Here is a 15,734-nt window from a genome sequence, read left to right on the forward strand (position 1 = left end):
GAGGCCTCATGCGCTTTACTGATGTTTTTATTAAACGTCCAGTTTTAGCGGTATCGATCAGCTTTTTGATAGCCCTGCTTGGTTTACAAGCAGTATTCAAAATGCAGGTCCGTGAATACCCTGAAATGACAAACACTGTAGTTACGGTGACAACCAGTTACTACGGTGCCAGTGCCGATCTGATCCAAGGCTTTATTACTCAGCCTCTGGAACAGGCCGTAGCTCAAGCCGATAATATCGACTATATGACATCATCGTCGGTACTCGGTACATCGACCATTACCGTTAACATGAAGTTGAACACTGACCCGAATGCAGCCCTATCTGACATTCTGGCTAAGACCAACTCGGTTCGATCTCAGCTTCCCAAAGAAGCCGAAGATCCAACTGTGACCATGTCGACGGGCTCGACTACCGCAGTACTCTATATCGGCTTTACCAGTGATGAACTTTCATCTAGCCAGATCACTGACTATCTAGAGCGTGTAATCAACCCACAGCTGTTCACTGTAAATGGTGTCTCTAAGGTTGACCTCTACGGTGGCATGAAATACGCCCTGCGTATTTGGCTAGATCCGGCCAAAATGGCCGCGCTGGGCAAAACGGCTACCGATGTCATGAACGTACTAAGTGCCAACAACTATCAGTCAGCAGCTGGTCAGGCTGTAGGCGAGTTCGTTCTGTATAACGGTAGTGCAGATACTCAGGTATCAAACGTAGAAGAGCTGAAGAACCTTGTCGTAAGCTCTGATGAAGGTGATGTTACTCGTCTGAGTGATATCGCTAAGGTAACGCTTGAGAAGAGCCATGATGTTTACCGTGCAAGTGCCAACGGCAAAGAGGCGGTAGTAGTTGCGATCAATGCAGCACCAAGTGCCAACCCAATCAACATTGCGGCTGATGTGCTTGACCTGTTACCTCAACTAGAGCGTAACCTGCCGAGCAACATCAATATGAACGTGATGTATGACTCGACCATTGCTATCAATGAATCGATCAACGAGGTTATTAAGACCATCGCGGAAGCAGCACTGATTGTATTGATCGTCATTACCCTATTCCTCGGTTCTTTCCGTGCGGTAATGATCCCTATCGTCACCATCCCTCTCTCACTGATTGGTGTGGCGATGGTAATGCAAGCGATGGGCTTCTCATGGAACCTGATGACACTACTCGCCATGGTATTGGCCATCGGTCTGGTGGTGGATGATGCGATCGTTGTTCTAGAGAACGTCGACCGACACATCAAGCTCGGTGAGTCGCCTTTCCGTGCTGCGATTATTGGTACACGTGAAATTGCTGTTCCGGTTATCGCGATGACCCTAACACTGGGTGCGGTGTATGCGCCAATAGCCTTAATGGGGGGCATCACAGGCTCACTGTTTAAAGAGTTCGCTTTGACCCTCGCAGGCTCGGTATTCGTTTCCGGTATCGTCGCTCTGACTCTGTCACCCATGATGTGTTCGAAAATGCTCAAGGCCAATGAAACCCCAAGCAAATTCGAACAAAAAGTCCATAATGTGCTGGATGGCATGACCAACCGTTATGAACGCATGCTGGGTGCGGTCATGAAACATCGCCCTGTAGTACTTGGTTTCGCTGTGATTGTTTTTGCCAGCCTACCGATGCTGTTCAAATTCATTCCAAGCGAACTGGCGCCATCGGAAGATAAAGGGGTGGTGATGCTGATGGGTACGGCTCCATCAAACGCTAACCTCGACTTCATGCAAAACACCATGAACGACGTAAACCGAATTCTGTCTGATCAACCAGAAGTGGCTTACGCACAGGTGTTTACTGGTGTGCCTAACTCAAACCAAGCGTTTGGTATCGCCTCTATGGTGCCTTGGAGTGAGCGTGAAGCAAGCCAATCTGAAGTAGCTGATCGCGTGACAGGCCTTGTGAAAAACGTTCCAGGCATGGCGGTAACTGCATTCCAGATGCCAGAACTACCAGGTGCCGGTTCCGGTCTGCCAGTACAGTTCGTTATCACCACACCTAATGCGTTTGAGAGCTTATTCGCTATTGCCTCAGATGTGCTTGGCGAGGTGTCGTCTAACCCAATGTTTGTCTACTCTGAGCTGGACCTTAACTACGACTCAGCAACGATGAAGATCAACATTGATAAAGACAAAGCGGGCGCATACGGCGTAACAATGCAAGACATTGGTACTACGTTGAGTACCATGATGTCCGATGGCTATGTAAACCGTATCGACCTTAACGGCCGCTCCTACGAGGTCATTCCACAGGTAGAGCGTAAATGGCGTCTAAACCCTGAGTCGATGAATAACTACTACGTGCGTGCCGCAGATAACCGCGCGGTTCCACTTGGTAGCCTGATTACTATCGATGTTGTCGCTGAGCCACGTTCGCTACCACACTTCAACCAGCTAAACTCAGCGACCATCGGTGCCGTACCTGCACCAGGGACAGCAATGGGTGACGCGGTAAACTGGTTGGAAGAGTTAGCAAGCAACAAACTGCCAAATGGTTACAACCACGACTACATGGGTGAAGCTCGTCAATATGTTACGGAAGGTAGTGCACTGTACGCAACGTTTGGCTTAGCACTGGCTATCATCTTCTTGGTTCTGGCGATTCAGTTTGAATCTCTTAAAGACCCAATTGTTATCATGGTTTCCGTTCCATTGGCGGTATGTGGTGCCTTGATTGCTCTGGCTTGGGGAGCTGCTTCGATGAACATCTACTCTCAGGTTGGCCTGATCACCTTGGTAGGCCTGATCACTAAGCACGGCATCTTGATCTGTGAGGTGGCCAAAGAAGAGCAGCTACACAATAAATTGAGCAAGACAGAAGCGGTCATGGAAGCGGCGAAGGTTCGTCTACGCCCTATCCTAATGACAACTGCAGCGATGATTGCAGGTCTGATCCCACTGATGTACGCAACAGGTGCTGGTGCCGCTCAGCGCTTCAGTATCGGTATTGTTATCGTGGCTGGTCTAGCGATCGGTACTCTGTTTACCCTGTTCGTACTGCCAGTTATCTATAGCTACTTAGCTGAGAAGCACAAGCCACTTCCAGTCTTTGTTGAAGATAAAGACTTAGAGAAATTGGCTCGTGTTGATGAAGCAAAAGCCGCACAACGTGAGTTAGCCGACAACAGCTAAGCTCTGCGTTAACTAAAGGCCACTTCGGTGGCCTTTTTTATTGGTTTAGATTGACCGCTGACCACATCGAATTTTTGTTATCCAAATAGCGACTTTCCCGTACCAATTACATAGAATATACACAAAGATACAGGAGTTCTCGTCACATGTTTGACCCAAAGAAACTAGAGCAAATTGCTAAACAGATTCATGATTCCATGCCCGCGCCAGTAAAAGAACTTGGTGCAGATGTTGATCAGAAAGTTCGTCAAGTTATCCAAGGTCAGCTGAATAAGCTGGATGTCGTTAGTCGCGAAGAGTTTGATGTTCAGACTCAGGTACTCCTTCGCACTCGCCAGAAGCTGACTGAAATGGAAAAGAAGCTAGCCGATCTAGAAGAGAAACTAGCAGATAAGTAAAAGCTAATAGTGATGAAATATGGAGGGTTGGCGTACTGCGTCAGCCCTTTTTGTTTTCTCAAACTTTATTCTATCCCTCAGTGCATACCTAGCTTATGGAAAATAAAAAAGGCTTGGTCAACGGCGACCAAGCCTTTTCATTAAGTGTTGTGTTTATATTTTGTATTTATTACTCCAGTCTGTCTGGAGTTCTTTACTCATCTTAGCGAAGAAGATTAACCGCCTACCGCGATATTCTTCATATCCGTCATGTATCCACGTAACTCTTCACCGATGTACTCAACAGGATGGTTACGGATTGCATCGTTGACTGCGATTAGCGTTGCATTGTCTACTTGGTTAGAAGTCTCACCTAAACCTTTACCAATCACGTCAGTGCCAATAGAAGGCATGAACTTCTCGCGCAGTAGTGGTGTAGCGACATTAGCAAATAGGTAGTTACCGTATTCAGCCGTATCAGAGATAACAACGTTCATTTCGTACAGACGCTTACGCGCGACTGTATTTGCGATGAGTGGTAGCTCGTGTAGTGACTCATAGTACGCTGACTCATCAATGATACCTGATGCTGTCATTGCTTCGAATGCTAGCTCAACACCCGCACGCACCATTGCAACTAGAAGGATACCGTTGTCGAAGTACTCTTGCTCTGAGATCTCCACATCACCTGCTGGGTAGTTCTCAAACGCTGTTTCGCCTGTCTCTGCGCGCCAGCCTAGTAGGTTCGCATCATCATTTGCCCAGTCAGCCATCATAGTGCTAGAGAAGTGGCCTGTGATTACGTCATCCATGTGCTTGTTGTACAGTGGACGCATCAGCTCTTTCAGCTCTTCAGAAAGCTCAAATGCTTTGATTTTCGCCGGGTTTGATAGGCGATCCATCATGTGTGTGATGCCACCAAACTTCAGCGCTTCTGTAATGGTTTCCCAACCATACTGGATTAGCTTACCTGCGTAGCTTGGATCAATACCTTCCGCAACCATCTTCTCGTAAGAAACGATTGAACCTGCTTGTAGCATGCCACACAGAATAGTTTGCTCGCCCACTAGGTCAGATTTCACTTCAGCAACGAATGAAGACTCTAGACAACCTGCTCGGTGACCACCAGTACCTGCTGCCCAAGCTTTGGCGATATCCCAACCTTCACCTTTTGGATCGTTCTCTGGGTGAACTGCGATTAGCGTAGGAACGCCGAAGCCACGCTTGTACTCTTCACGTACTTCAGTACCCGGGCACTTAGGCGCAACCATCACGACGGTTATGTCTTTACGGATCTGCATGCCTTCTTCAACAATGTTAAAACCGTGTGAGTAACCTAGTGCTGCGCCTTCTTTCATCAGCGGCATTACCGTCTCAACCACATTCGTGTGCTGCTTGTCTGGCGTTAGGTTGATCACGAGATCAGCTTGAGGAATAAGCGTCTCGTAGCTACCTACTTCAAAACCATTTTCTTTCGCGTTTTTGAAAGACTGGCGTTGCTCATCAATCGCTGCCTGACGCAGTGCATAAGCAACATCAAGGCCTGAGTCACGCATGTTCAAACCTTGGTTCAAACCTTGTGCACCACAACCAACGATAACCACTTTCTTACCTTTCAGGTAATCCGCTTCTGTAGCGAATTCACTGCGGTCCATAAAGCGACAACGGCCAAGCTGATCTAGCTGCTCACGTAGGTTTAATGTATTGAAATAGTTAGCCATGTTAGGGCTCTCCTTTGAGAATTTATCCGTTTGGGTCGGCGTTTCATTACCGAATGCCTCGATACTAAATCAGACATCGGGTTGCTTAAAGTGATATATTCACAATTAGTTATTGCAAAAAATGCAACAAGGAAACACTTATTTCATGAACATTAAAAGTCTGCAACTGTTCATTCATCTGTGTGATAGTAAAAGCTTCGCCAAAACGGCTTCTGCTATGCACATCAGCCCTTCTGCGCTCAGTCGTCAGGTACAAAAGTTGGAAGCAGAAACTGGGCAAGAATTGTTCGTACGGGATAACCGCAGTGTTGAATTGACCCCAGCGGCAAAAAAACTTTTGCCTGTGGCTTTAAAGATTCTCGGAGAATGGCAAAACTTCAATGCGCAGATTCAAGGGCACGAAGAAGAATTAAAAGGTGAGATTCGCCTATTTTGCTCGGTGACCGCCAGCTACAGCCACCTGCCTGAGCTGTTGTCAGAGTTTCGCCTTCAGCATCCGTTTATTGAGTTTAAACTGTCTACAGGCGATCCGGCTCAAGCGATAAACAAAGTCCTTAATGATGAAGTGGACGTGGCAATCTCCGCCCAACCGGAAGTGCTGCCTGCCAAACTCAAATTTGAAACCATTAGTGAAATTCCTCTTTCGGTAATCGCCCCTGTCGGCGTGAGCAACTTTGCTGAAGCGCTGCAAAAGGACAAACCTGACTGGTCGTCCATCCCTTTCATCGTGCCGGAATCAGGTACCGCACGAGACCGCGCCAACACTTGGTTTAAAGCGATGAGAATCAAACCCAACATCTATGCGCAAGTCTCCGGTCATGAGGCGATAGTCAGTATGGTCGCACTAGGTTGTGGCGTGGGTATTGCGCCGGACGTGGTGATCAACAACAGCCCAGTTAAAGAGAAGATTCAAAGGCTCAAGGTCGCATCAATCAAGCCTTTCAAGTTAGGGGTCTGCTGCAAACGCTCGCAGCTAGATAATCCGCTGGTCAAAGCACTATGGGAGGTTGCTCAAGACGCCTATATCGCGCCCTAACAGCTCGAAGAAACAATAAAGCCACCGTTATCGGTGGCTGTATTGTTCGTGGTTATCGAGGCAACTGCGACGATTAAATCACTCGAGAGAATTGCTGCTGACGCGCCTTCGCTCGGAGGTATTTATCAAAACACATACAGATATTACGAATCAGTAGACGACCACGCAATGTCACGCGAATTTCCTTATCGTCTACTTCAACAAGTCCATCATCTATAAAGGTTTGCAGCAATTCCAAGTCTTCCTTGAAGTATTGACTAAACTGAATATCAAACTCTACTTCTACTGCCGCTTTATCGAGTTTGAAATTGCAGATAAGTTGTTTAATCACTTCACGTCGAAGTAAGTCATCACTATCAAGAGCAACACCTTTCCATAGAGCATGGCGGTGTTCATTAACCTGAGAATAATACTTTTTCAACTCTTTCTGGTTTTGCGCATAGGCATCGCCGATCATTGAAATAGCGGAAACCCCAAAACCAACCAAGTCACATTCACCTTGAGTGGTATAACCTTGGAAATTGCGATGCAAAACTCCTTCGCGCTGAGCGACCGCCAGTTCATCATCAGGCTTTGCGAAGTGGTCCATACCGATAAACTGGTAACCAGCATTGGTCAACGTCGCTATAGTATCCTGAAGAATGGCCATTTTTTCTTCCGCTTGTGGCAGGTCTTCATCTTTAATCTTACGCTGAGCAGCGAACAGCTGCGGCATATGAGCATAGTTAAAAATAGACAAACGCCCTGGCTGCATCTCCAAAACTCGATTCAATGTTTCAGCGAAGCGCGCTTTAGTCTGTTTTGGTAAGCCATAAATCAGATCAAGGTTGGTCGAACGGAAACCAAGCAGTTTCGCTCGCTCAACCATAGCAAAAATGAACTCTTCATCTTGCTCGCGGTTGACCAGCTTTTGCACTTCTTTATTAAAGTCTTGAACACCAATACTTAAACGGTTAAAACCTTCTTCACGCAGATGATCAAGCATATCCAGTTCGATCTCACGAGGGTCGACTTCAATACTGATTTCTGCGCTGGCTTCAAAGCTAAATTCCGCTCGTAGAATGTTCATCAAACGGCTGATTTGGGTCTTGGTCAGAAATGTGGGTGTACCACCACCAAAATGCAACTGAGTCACTTTACGTCCATGCAGTAAGGAGGCTCGTGTCAGGATTTCCTGCTCCAGTACATCGAGATACTCATCAGCTTTATGTGCATGACGCGTAATGACCTTATTACAACCGCAGTAGTAGCAAAGCTTGTGACAAAACGGAATATGGATGTAGAGCGACAGCGGACGCTCCGGGTATTCAGTACACGCCATGTCGTAGTCGGCAATAGTGAACGCTTCGTGAAACTCCAACGCGGTTGGGTAAGACGTATAACGCGGACCAGAATAGTTGTATTTATTAAGGATGGCTTGATCCCATACTATTTGTTGGCTTGCGACGACTTGCTGAGACATGGTGTACTTCCGTTAGTGCTGTAATGCGTATCCGGTGTGATTAACCGTTATATTTTGGGGGCTATTTTGCCACACGCAGAGGCGGGTCGCCGGGTGGCATAGCGCTTTTTGAGTAACAATAGTCAGAATTGATAACTCGATCACTCACCCATAAGTGTAAGTGATCGAGTGACTAAAGTATCAATCTAGATCATCTGAATGTTGATCTGGTTGTTTAAAGGCTGAACTTTTTTCTGCAGCAGCTTGAGCTCGTCGATTATCGCATCTTGCAAACGAGATTCCGCTTTATGACGCTCTAAGTTTTGCTTCATGCGATCTTTCTTCGCCATTTGTTGGCGATCTTCACCACGTGGCATGTCTTTGACAAGATGATAAAGCTCCGATGTCGCTGGGAACTCTGTATCAAAATCCACCCGATCTTCACCCTGAACATAGTCCATGATGTTGTATAAGCGAATACTGATTTCCGACAAATCACACTGGCCTTGAATACCGGCTAAACAAAGCACATGAACACTTTCAAAAATGTTGGCGTTGCGCTTATCAATAGCCAGCTTCGTATGCTGTTCCTGCAATTCCTTTTGCTTCTTTAGCTGGAGCAGAAGGTAACCCGCATAGGACGCTAAGCCGAGAATAATGACTCCACCAGCAATGGCTAACAAGGTTACATTCACAATTTTCCTACCCTTTAAACTGGTTCAAATCCAGATCTTCGAACTGCGACAGCAGTTCATCTTCTGATGAAGCTTTCTTACTCACCTTTTTCGACACAGGTGCGCTCGGCTCCTCAACGATTTCTGGCTCTTCTTCCTCTTCATAGAGGCCGAGTTGCTTCATCAGCACTTCAATACGCGCCAATTTCTCATCGACGTATTTCTGTAGGCCTGCGCCTAAGCTTTCACCATTATCAAGGCGATCAAGCAAGACATTCAGCTGGGCATCATTTTCCAGCATCTCTAGCTCTTGTTCTGCATTGACTCGACGTTCTGCTTTGGTTGGCTTCTTCACCGCTTCAACCACAAGAGGAATTTTCTTCTTGCTGCCTAAACGTGGGTCGCGCTTTTGTCCAGCTGTCTGCTGTTTATTCTGCTTCGCTTCAGAGTTACGACCGCCCGTTTTTAGGCCTTTGCGTTTTTTCTCTTTCTTACGTAGACGTCCTTCGACGTCAGCTTCCGTGCGATTACGGACAACAATTACGTCACCATTACCGCCCGATCTTACTTTCTTACTACGGCTCATTACTGGGTTTTCCTCAGTAAAATTACATCATTACCAATAAATTCAAGCTTGAGCTGATCCCGCTCTGCCAAGTACTTAAACGTATTGCGGCTAAAAAAGACCACATGCGTAGGGTCATTTTTATAGTGCCATTTGGCAAACGCTTCGACATCAATGACCATCTTGGTCATCAGACCAATCCAGCCACCTGGCTTAACTAAATTCAACCATTGCTGCCATACCTGATCCGGATGATACAAGTGCTCAATCACCTCAGTGGCAGTCATAAAGTCATATGTACGCTCTAGCACCTCGGTATTGGGGTGATAATAGAGGTCATACAATGACATGTTGTGCCCCTGCTCTTCCATCATCAAAGAGAGAGTCGGTCCAGGACCACAACCAAAATCTAACCCTGTTGAGCTAGGCTCAATACGTTCCAATATGGGGTTGGCTACCCGAGATAAAAAGGTACGATAGCCAGCGTCATTTGGATCGTTCTCATGCAGATCATAGTGGGCTTTTTCAGCCTTTGCATCCAGCCTTTGCTCTGGATTGACAAATACCAGTTCGCATTGCTGACATTGGAGATAGGCTCGACGCTTGTCTTCAAAGTAATGATGCGATTCAGGGTAATGACAAAGTGGGCAGTGGTGCATGCTGACATCCTCAAACAGGGATGCGAAACATACCAGAAAGTAGCTGTAGAGTGGAGTGCCATTGGGCAAATAATCACCAATTTAATGAAATTTTCCCTCTCTGACCAATAATCTTATCGATGTAATAAAGGAACCGAGTTGGCGAGAGACGGAAGTTGGTGGATTTGAGATATAAAAAAAGCGATAGATCACTCTATCGCTTTCTAAAAATGCCTTTCGGCGAAACTGTGTTGCACATATTATCGTGCATCAAATTTCCATTTGTTTTTGGCGCTTTCCCTGCAAAAGGTGTCGTTTTTCACCATCCTAGTGAATTTTGGCTTTCCGTTTACTTCCCGTAACTGGGCTAATCCTTAGCCTGATCCTTTTCGCTGTCTAAACCATTAGACGAGGTGACCATCCCTATCCAGTAAGCTTCCTGCTTACCTAACTCCTTTATAGACCTCCAAGCATCCTTCGCTTGCGTCCTTGGAGACCATCATGGCCTAAATTCCTTTATCAGCGCCCTGCCGATGAACACACTTTAACGATTGATGGATTTTGAACAATCCACTTGAAGAAAAAAATCGGCTTTTTTTTGTCCACTGCTTCTCTTCTATTATTTTTCAGATAGTTACAGAAGACAACGAGAAAAGAGCAATACGATAAATGGGCGATCTCTTACAAACCTTTGGGGAAGATCGAACCACCCTGAAGAAAAGTCGTTGTGATATGCATCATACGAAAAAGCCCAGACTCTCGTCTGGGCTCTTTCAATACAACATTGCTCGGGCAGTATTTAATAGGGCTTAGTGTAGGCCACCAACATATTTAGACAAAGTCTCTATATCTTCGTCTGTCAGTTTCTTCGCGATATCTTGCATCATGCCATTCATATCATTAGCACGAGAGCCATCGCGGAATTTCATTAGCTGAGCTTTGATATAATCAGCGTGCTGACCTGAAATTTTAGGGAAACCTGAAAGCTCAGTACCGTTACCGCGAGGACCATGACAGGCAATACATGCTGTCAGACCACGTGTCGCATCACCCGCCGTATATAGAGTTTTGCCTTGTTCCACCACGTTTTCAGGCGTCGTGTTGTGAGAAATTGGTAGAGATGCGTAGTAAGCTGCAAGATCTTTCATGTCTTGCTCAGACAGTGGCATTGCCATACCGCCCATCACCGGATCAACACGACCCTGCTTACCACCACTTGTCATACCTAGTTTCAGATCTTTCAGCTGCTTCTCAATATACTTAGCATGCTGACCTGCTAACTTAGGGTACATGGCCAATTGACTGTTGCCATCAGCACCATGACAAGCAACACAGGTTTGGGATTTTGCTTTACCAGCTTCAATACTGCCTTGGGCCCATACAGAGCAGCTGGCTAAAAGACTCAAGATTAGCGCTAATTTCTTCATGACATTCCATTATAATTATCAAGCTTCCAGTACCACTCCGAGTTGCCACTCATGGTACAATAGGCGACCTTATGCCGAGCACGGTTATTTTACACAATTTCACAAAAAAGTAATCAATCGACTACACAAAGTCGAGATGGAGTTAACAGTGAGCGTAAAAATTCATTATCAAAACACCCATTTCATCACCAGTGCACCTGATATTCGTCACATGCCTGAAGATGAAGGTATCGAAGTTGCGTTCGCAGGACGCTCCAACGCGGGCAAATCAAGTTCTCTTAACCGACTGACTAACCAGAAAAGTTTAGCCAAAACCAGTAAGACACCAGGTCGAACTCAGCTGATCAATTTATTTAAAGTGACCGATGGCTGCCACATCGTCGATCTCCCAGGCTATGGCTTCGCCCAAGTACCGCTGGAAATGAAAAAGAAGTGGCAAAAATCACTCGGTGAATATCTACAAAAGCGTCAGAGCCTTAAAGGTTTAGTCGTATTGATGGACATTCGCCACCCAATGAAGGATCTCGATCAACAGCTGATATTCTGGGCGGTCGACAGCGGCATCCCTGTACAAGTCCTACTGACCAAAGCAGATAAGCTGAAAAGTGGCGCGCGCAAAGCTCAAGTACTTAAGATCAAGAAGGATTCTGCTGGATTCGGTGGTGATGTAAGTGTTGCTGCGTTTTCTTCGTTGAAGGGCATCGGTGTTGATGTCCTGCGCAACAAACTTGATGAGTGGTTTGCCCCTGCCGTTGCAGAGCAATTGACTGATGAGATTATTGAAGACCAGCAAAGCGACGAACAAGAATAGGCGCACTGCCGGATGAAACCAGCCTCACTATTCAGTGGGGCTTTTTTGTCTCTGCTTTTTTACCTCGGCACTGCAGCGAAAGAAATATCCATCAGCAGAAATAAAAATCCCCACCATCCTGGCGGGGCAACGGGAGAGAAATAGGAGGTAGTTATTATTATGCCGATAGGATTGTTCAAAGTAGAGAACAATGCAACGGCTGGTTTCTTCTCAGTCTCCATCACTTTCCTTTCCTACAACTAACACCTAAATCATTAAAAAATATAAATAATTACTCTATAAAATGAGACGAACACTCTGAGCTCTTGATTTGATTTTCTATTTGAAAAAATAAAAGTGTGATTGAAGTTTTCTTACAAAATTGGTCTGAGTTACCAAATACAAGATTAAGGCGAGTTAAGAGTACGATATTGAGAATTGAGCAGCCAAATCATAACAAATAAGAAAGGGCATCAGTAAGGGTATGATATTTATTGTAATTTTCTTTGGCGCAATAAAAAACGCCCCAGTCAAATGCTGACTGGGGCGGCTGAATCAGCCTAATCCAATAACGTGAAACAAAAGGTCTGAAAGATAGAACATCTTACCTCTGTACCCTACGCCGTTTAATGTACAACAATTGGTCAGAAATGAAAACTCTTTTCGTAATTTTTTTTCATTAAAATTTTATTAAACTACAAGACGCACTAATAAGCACTGGCTTTTTTAGAATCAAAAAAAAGCCAGCGATTGGGCGCTGGCTCATGTTATTTAGCGAATTTTGGCTATTTTTTGCCTAGTGCGCCTGATCCCAGTTATCACCATGACCAGCTTCCGCAATCAAAGGCACATCAAGCTGAGCGGCTGATTCCATCAATTCTTGTACTTTACTTTCAATTTCGGCTAAAGCTGACTCCTGAACTTCGAAGACCAGTTCATCGTGCACCTGCATCAGCAATTTCACTCGACCCTGACCTTGACTCTCAATCCATTCATCTACCAATAACATGGCTTTCTTGATGATGTCCGCTGCTGTCCCCTGCATTGGAGCGTTGATCGCCGCACGTTCTGCCGCTTTACGACGCATGCCGTTGCGTGATTTTATTTCCGGCAAGTGTAGACGGCGGCCAAAGATGGTTTCGACATACCCTTGCTCTGCCGCGGCACTGCGTGTGTCTTCCATGTACTGCATCACACCTGGGTAGCGCTCAAAATAGGTATCCATATATTGCTGTGCTTCGCCACGCGGAATACCCAACTGTTTTGCCAAACCAAAAGCACTCATACCATAGATAAGGCCAAAGTTGACCGCTTTCGCACGACGACGTTGTTCAGCTGACACCTGCTCTATGTCCACACCAATGATTTCAGCTGCTGTGGCTGCGTGAATGTCTTTTCCTTGCTGGAAAGCATCCAGCAGCGCTTTATCTCCTGAAAGGTGTGCCATAATACGCAATTCAATCTGGGAATAGTCGACGGCCATGATCTTGTAACCATGCGGCGCGACAAATGCCTGACGAATACGACGCCCTTCGTCATTACGGATTGGGATATTCTGTAAGTTAGGGTCAGTCGAAGAAAGACGCCCCGTCGCGGTCACCGCCTGATGATAAGACGTATGAACACGCCCTGTTTCAGCGTTAATCATCTTGGGTAATTTATCGGTGTAGGTCGATTTGAGTTTCGCTAAACCACGATATTCAAGAATCAATTTTGGTAATGGATAGTCTAGCGCTAACTCTTGCAGTACTTCTTCGTTGGTGGAAGGCGTGCCTGAAGGCGTCTTTTTCACCACTGGCAACCCCATCTTCTCAAACAAGATAGCTTGCAGCTGCTTGGGTGAGTTCATGTTGAATTCTTGCTCAGCAATTTCAAACGCTTTCTGCTCTAACTCATCTAGACGAAGCGCAATCTCCTGAGATTGAGCCGCCAGCTTCATATCATCAATCAGCACCCCTGTGCGTTCAATACGTGATAATACTGGCACCAGCGGGACTTCGATCTCTTCGTAAATAGTCTTAAGCTTTTCATCCTGCTCAATATTGGCCGATAAGCGATGATGCAGACGCAGCGTCACATCTGCATCTTCCGCTGCATAGGGGGACGCCTCTTCCAGCTCAATCTGGTTAAAGGTGAGCTGTTTCTTACCTTTACCCGCAATCTGTTCAAAAGAAATGCAGCTATGTTGTAGGAAGCGCAGTGCCAAACTGTCCATATCATGTTTGCCGCCAACGCTGTTATACACGTAAGACGCGAGCATAGTGTCATGCTTTATACCCTTCATCTCAATATCATATCGAGCCAAGACAGACGCATCATACTTTAGATTCTGACCCACTTTTGCCTGAGCATCATCTTCAAGAATCGGCTTCAATTGCTCTAGTACCCAGTCGCGATCAAGCTGATCTGGCGCATCAAGGTAATCATGCGCCACAGGTACGTATGCCGCTACGCCTTCTTCTGTCGCAAACGAAACACCAACTAGGTTAGCGACCATGTAATCGAGACTGTCCGTTTCCGTATCAAATGCAAAAACATCACAAGCCTTGAGTTTGTCTAACCAAGCATTAAACGTGTCTTTGTCTAAAACCGTTTGATATTGGCTACGATCAATCGTAATGGCCGAAACACTGAGCTCAGGGGCCTTATCATGCTGTGACGCTCCCGACTTTTCATCAGCTTCAACCACACCATTCCCACCTTCAAGTAACTCGTTAAGCCAAGACTTAAACACCAGCTCTCCATAAAGCCTAACGAGTTCATCTTTATTCGGCACACTCTTCACTAGAGTGTCATAGTTCTCGTCCAATTCGACATCGAGCTTGATTGTTGCCAACTCATAAGACATGAAAGCATTGTCTTTGTTATCAATCAGCTTTTTCGCCATGGTTTTGGAACCACGGAAACCAAGGGATGCAATATCATCGAGGTTCTCATAAAGTTTTTCTAGGCTACCGATTCCCTGAAGTAATGCGGTCGCTGTTTTATCACCTACACCAGGAACGCCAGGGATGTTGTCGACCTTATCGCCCATCAATGCGAGGTAATCAATGATCAACTCAGGTGGAATACCAAATTTTTCAATCACACCTTCTCGATCCATGACCACGTTGGTCATGGTGTTAATCAGAGTCACATTGTCATCGACTAGCTGAGCCATATCTTTATCACCAGTACTGATTAAGACCGGCATACCCGCTTGCGATGCTTGATGAGCCAATGTCCCAATCACATCATCCGCTTCCACACCAGGAACGCAGATCAAAGGCAGTCCCATAGCACGAATGACATTGTGCAGTGGTTCAATCTGACAGCGAAGATCATCAGGCATAGGTGGACGATTAGCCTTGTATTCGGGATACATCTCATCGCGGAACGTTTTTCCTTTGGCATCAAAGACCACGGCAATGTGATCGGAAGCAAATTGACGCATCATGCTGCGCAACATATTCACAACGCCGTACACTGCATTGGTTGGAATTTCCCCATTACTCATAGTGCCCGGATAAGCATGAAATGCGCGGTAAAGATAAGAAGAGCCGTCAATCAAAATCAACGGGTTGTCTGGAATATGAGCCATAGTCTTTAAGCATCCAAGAAGTTAAGATCTGCTTAGGATGCCATGACTCTTTCAGTGGATCCATTTTAACTCTGTGTACACTACTCACACATTTGGTTAATAATCCCCTGATCGATACCTTCAACTGTGGATAACTCTGTTTATACTATTTATCCACTATCACAACATTTCGTCACAAAACTGCAATCAAACATCACAAGTGGTTGAAATATAATACAAATGTTTTAGATCGATCACCATAATATCGATCCAATAACGATCCTTGACTGTGGAAAAGACTATTGGTGTCCTTTTATCCAGCGATGAATTTTAAGCATAAAAAAAGCGACATCTTAACGATGTCGCCTAGCAAAA

Annotated in this window: 11 protein-coding genes; 4 read left to right on the forward strand and 7 right to left on the reverse strand. The window is 45.7% G+C overall.

What is annotated here, in order from left to right; genetic code table 11:
* Positions 1-8 precede the first annotated feature (8 nt).
* A complete protein-coding gene (locus tag L1D23_RS18405) occupies positions 9-3,131 on the forward strand; it encodes a multidrug efflux RND transporter permease subunit (protein ID WP_239869876.1) in 3,123 nt (1,040 codons plus the stop codon).
* 146 nt (positions 3,132-3,277) lie between these two features.
* On the forward strand, positions 3,278-3,529 hold the full coding sequence (locus L1D23_RS18410) for an accessory factor UbiK family protein (RefSeq protein ID WP_004745538.1): 252 nt from the start codon (positions 3,278-3,280) through the stop codon (positions 3,527-3,529).
* Positions 3,530-3,744: 215 nt separating this feature from the next.
* Here L1D23_RS18410 and ilvC read toward each other — a convergent pair whose 3' ends face one another.
* Positions 3,745-5,229: a ketol-acid reductoisomerase gene (ilvC, locus tag L1D23_RS18415; protein WP_239869891.1), complete on the reverse strand. Its 1,485-nt coding sequence runs from the start codon at positions 5,227-5,229 to the stop codon at positions 3,745-3,747.
* Positions 5,230-5,374: 145 nt separating this feature from the next.
* Between ilvC and ilvY the strand changes: the two genes are divergently transcribed.
* Positions 5,375-6,265, forward strand: a complete 891-nt coding sequence (gene ilvY / locus L1D23_RS18420; protein WP_239838731.1) for an HTH-type transcriptional activator IlvY — start codon at positions 5,375-5,377, stop codon at positions 6,263-6,265.
* Positions 6,266-6,338: 73 nt separating this feature from the next.
* Here the strand turns inward: ilvY and hemN are convergent, their stop codons facing one another.
* From hemN to L1D23_RS18445, 5 genes are all read right to left on the reverse strand, one after another.
* Positions 6,339-7,727, reverse strand: coding sequence for an oxygen-independent coproporphyrinogen III oxidase (hemN, locus tag L1D23_RS18425; protein WP_239869911.1), 1,389 nt, complete (start codon positions 7,725-7,727; stop codon positions 6,339-6,341).
* Between the two features lie 185 nt (positions 7,728-7,912).
* Positions 7,913-8,401 carry a DUF2489 domain-containing protein gene (locus L1D23_RS18430; RefSeq protein ID WP_239838733.1) on the reverse strand — a complete coding sequence of 163 codons (489 nt, stop codon included), beginning with the start codon at positions 8,399-8,401 and terminating at the stop codon, positions 7,913-7,915.
* A gap of 7 nt (positions 8,402-8,408) precedes the next feature.
* Positions 8,409-8,966 (reverse strand): Der GTPase-activating protein YihI, encoded by a 558-nt coding sequence (gene yihI / locus L1D23_RS18435; protein WP_239869914.1) that lies wholly within the window; start codon positions 8,964-8,966, stop codon positions 8,409-8,411.
* Entirely contained in the window at positions 8,966-9,604 is a 639-nt protein-coding gene (locus L1D23_RS18440) for a class I SAM-dependent methyltransferase (protein ID WP_239869933.1), read from the reverse strand. The genes yihI and L1D23_RS18440 overlap by 1 nt, the downstream gene beginning before the upstream one ends.
* 788 nt (positions 9,605-10,392) lie before the next feature.
* Positions 10,393-11,010, reverse strand: coding sequence for a c-type cytochrome (locus tag L1D23_RS18445; RefSeq protein ID WP_239869951.1), 618 nt, complete (start codon positions 11,008-11,010; stop codon positions 10,393-10,395).
* A 148-nt stretch (positions 11,011-11,158) separates the two neighbouring features.
* Between L1D23_RS18445 and yihA the strand changes: the two genes are divergently transcribed.
* Complete coding sequence (gene yihA / locus L1D23_RS18450; protein WP_239869956.1) at positions 11,159-11,821, forward strand: ribosome biogenesis GTP-binding protein YihA/YsxC; 663 nt, start codon at positions 11,159-11,161, stop codon at positions 11,819-11,821.
* Between the two features lie 775 nt (positions 11,822-12,596).
* Here yihA and polA read toward each other — a convergent pair.
* Complete coding sequence (polA, locus tag L1D23_RS18455; RefSeq protein WP_239869983.1) at positions 12,597-15,380, reverse strand: DNA polymerase I; 2,784 nt, start codon at positions 15,378-15,380, stop codon at positions 12,597-12,599.
* Positions 15,381-15,734 lie beyond the last annotated feature (354 nt).

The organism is Vibrio sp. Isolate24 (assembly GCF_022398215.1).
In the GTDB taxonomy this organism is placed as follows: Bacteria; Pseudomonadota; Gammaproteobacteria; order Enterobacterales; family Vibrionaceae; genus Vibrio; species Vibrio coralliilyticus_A.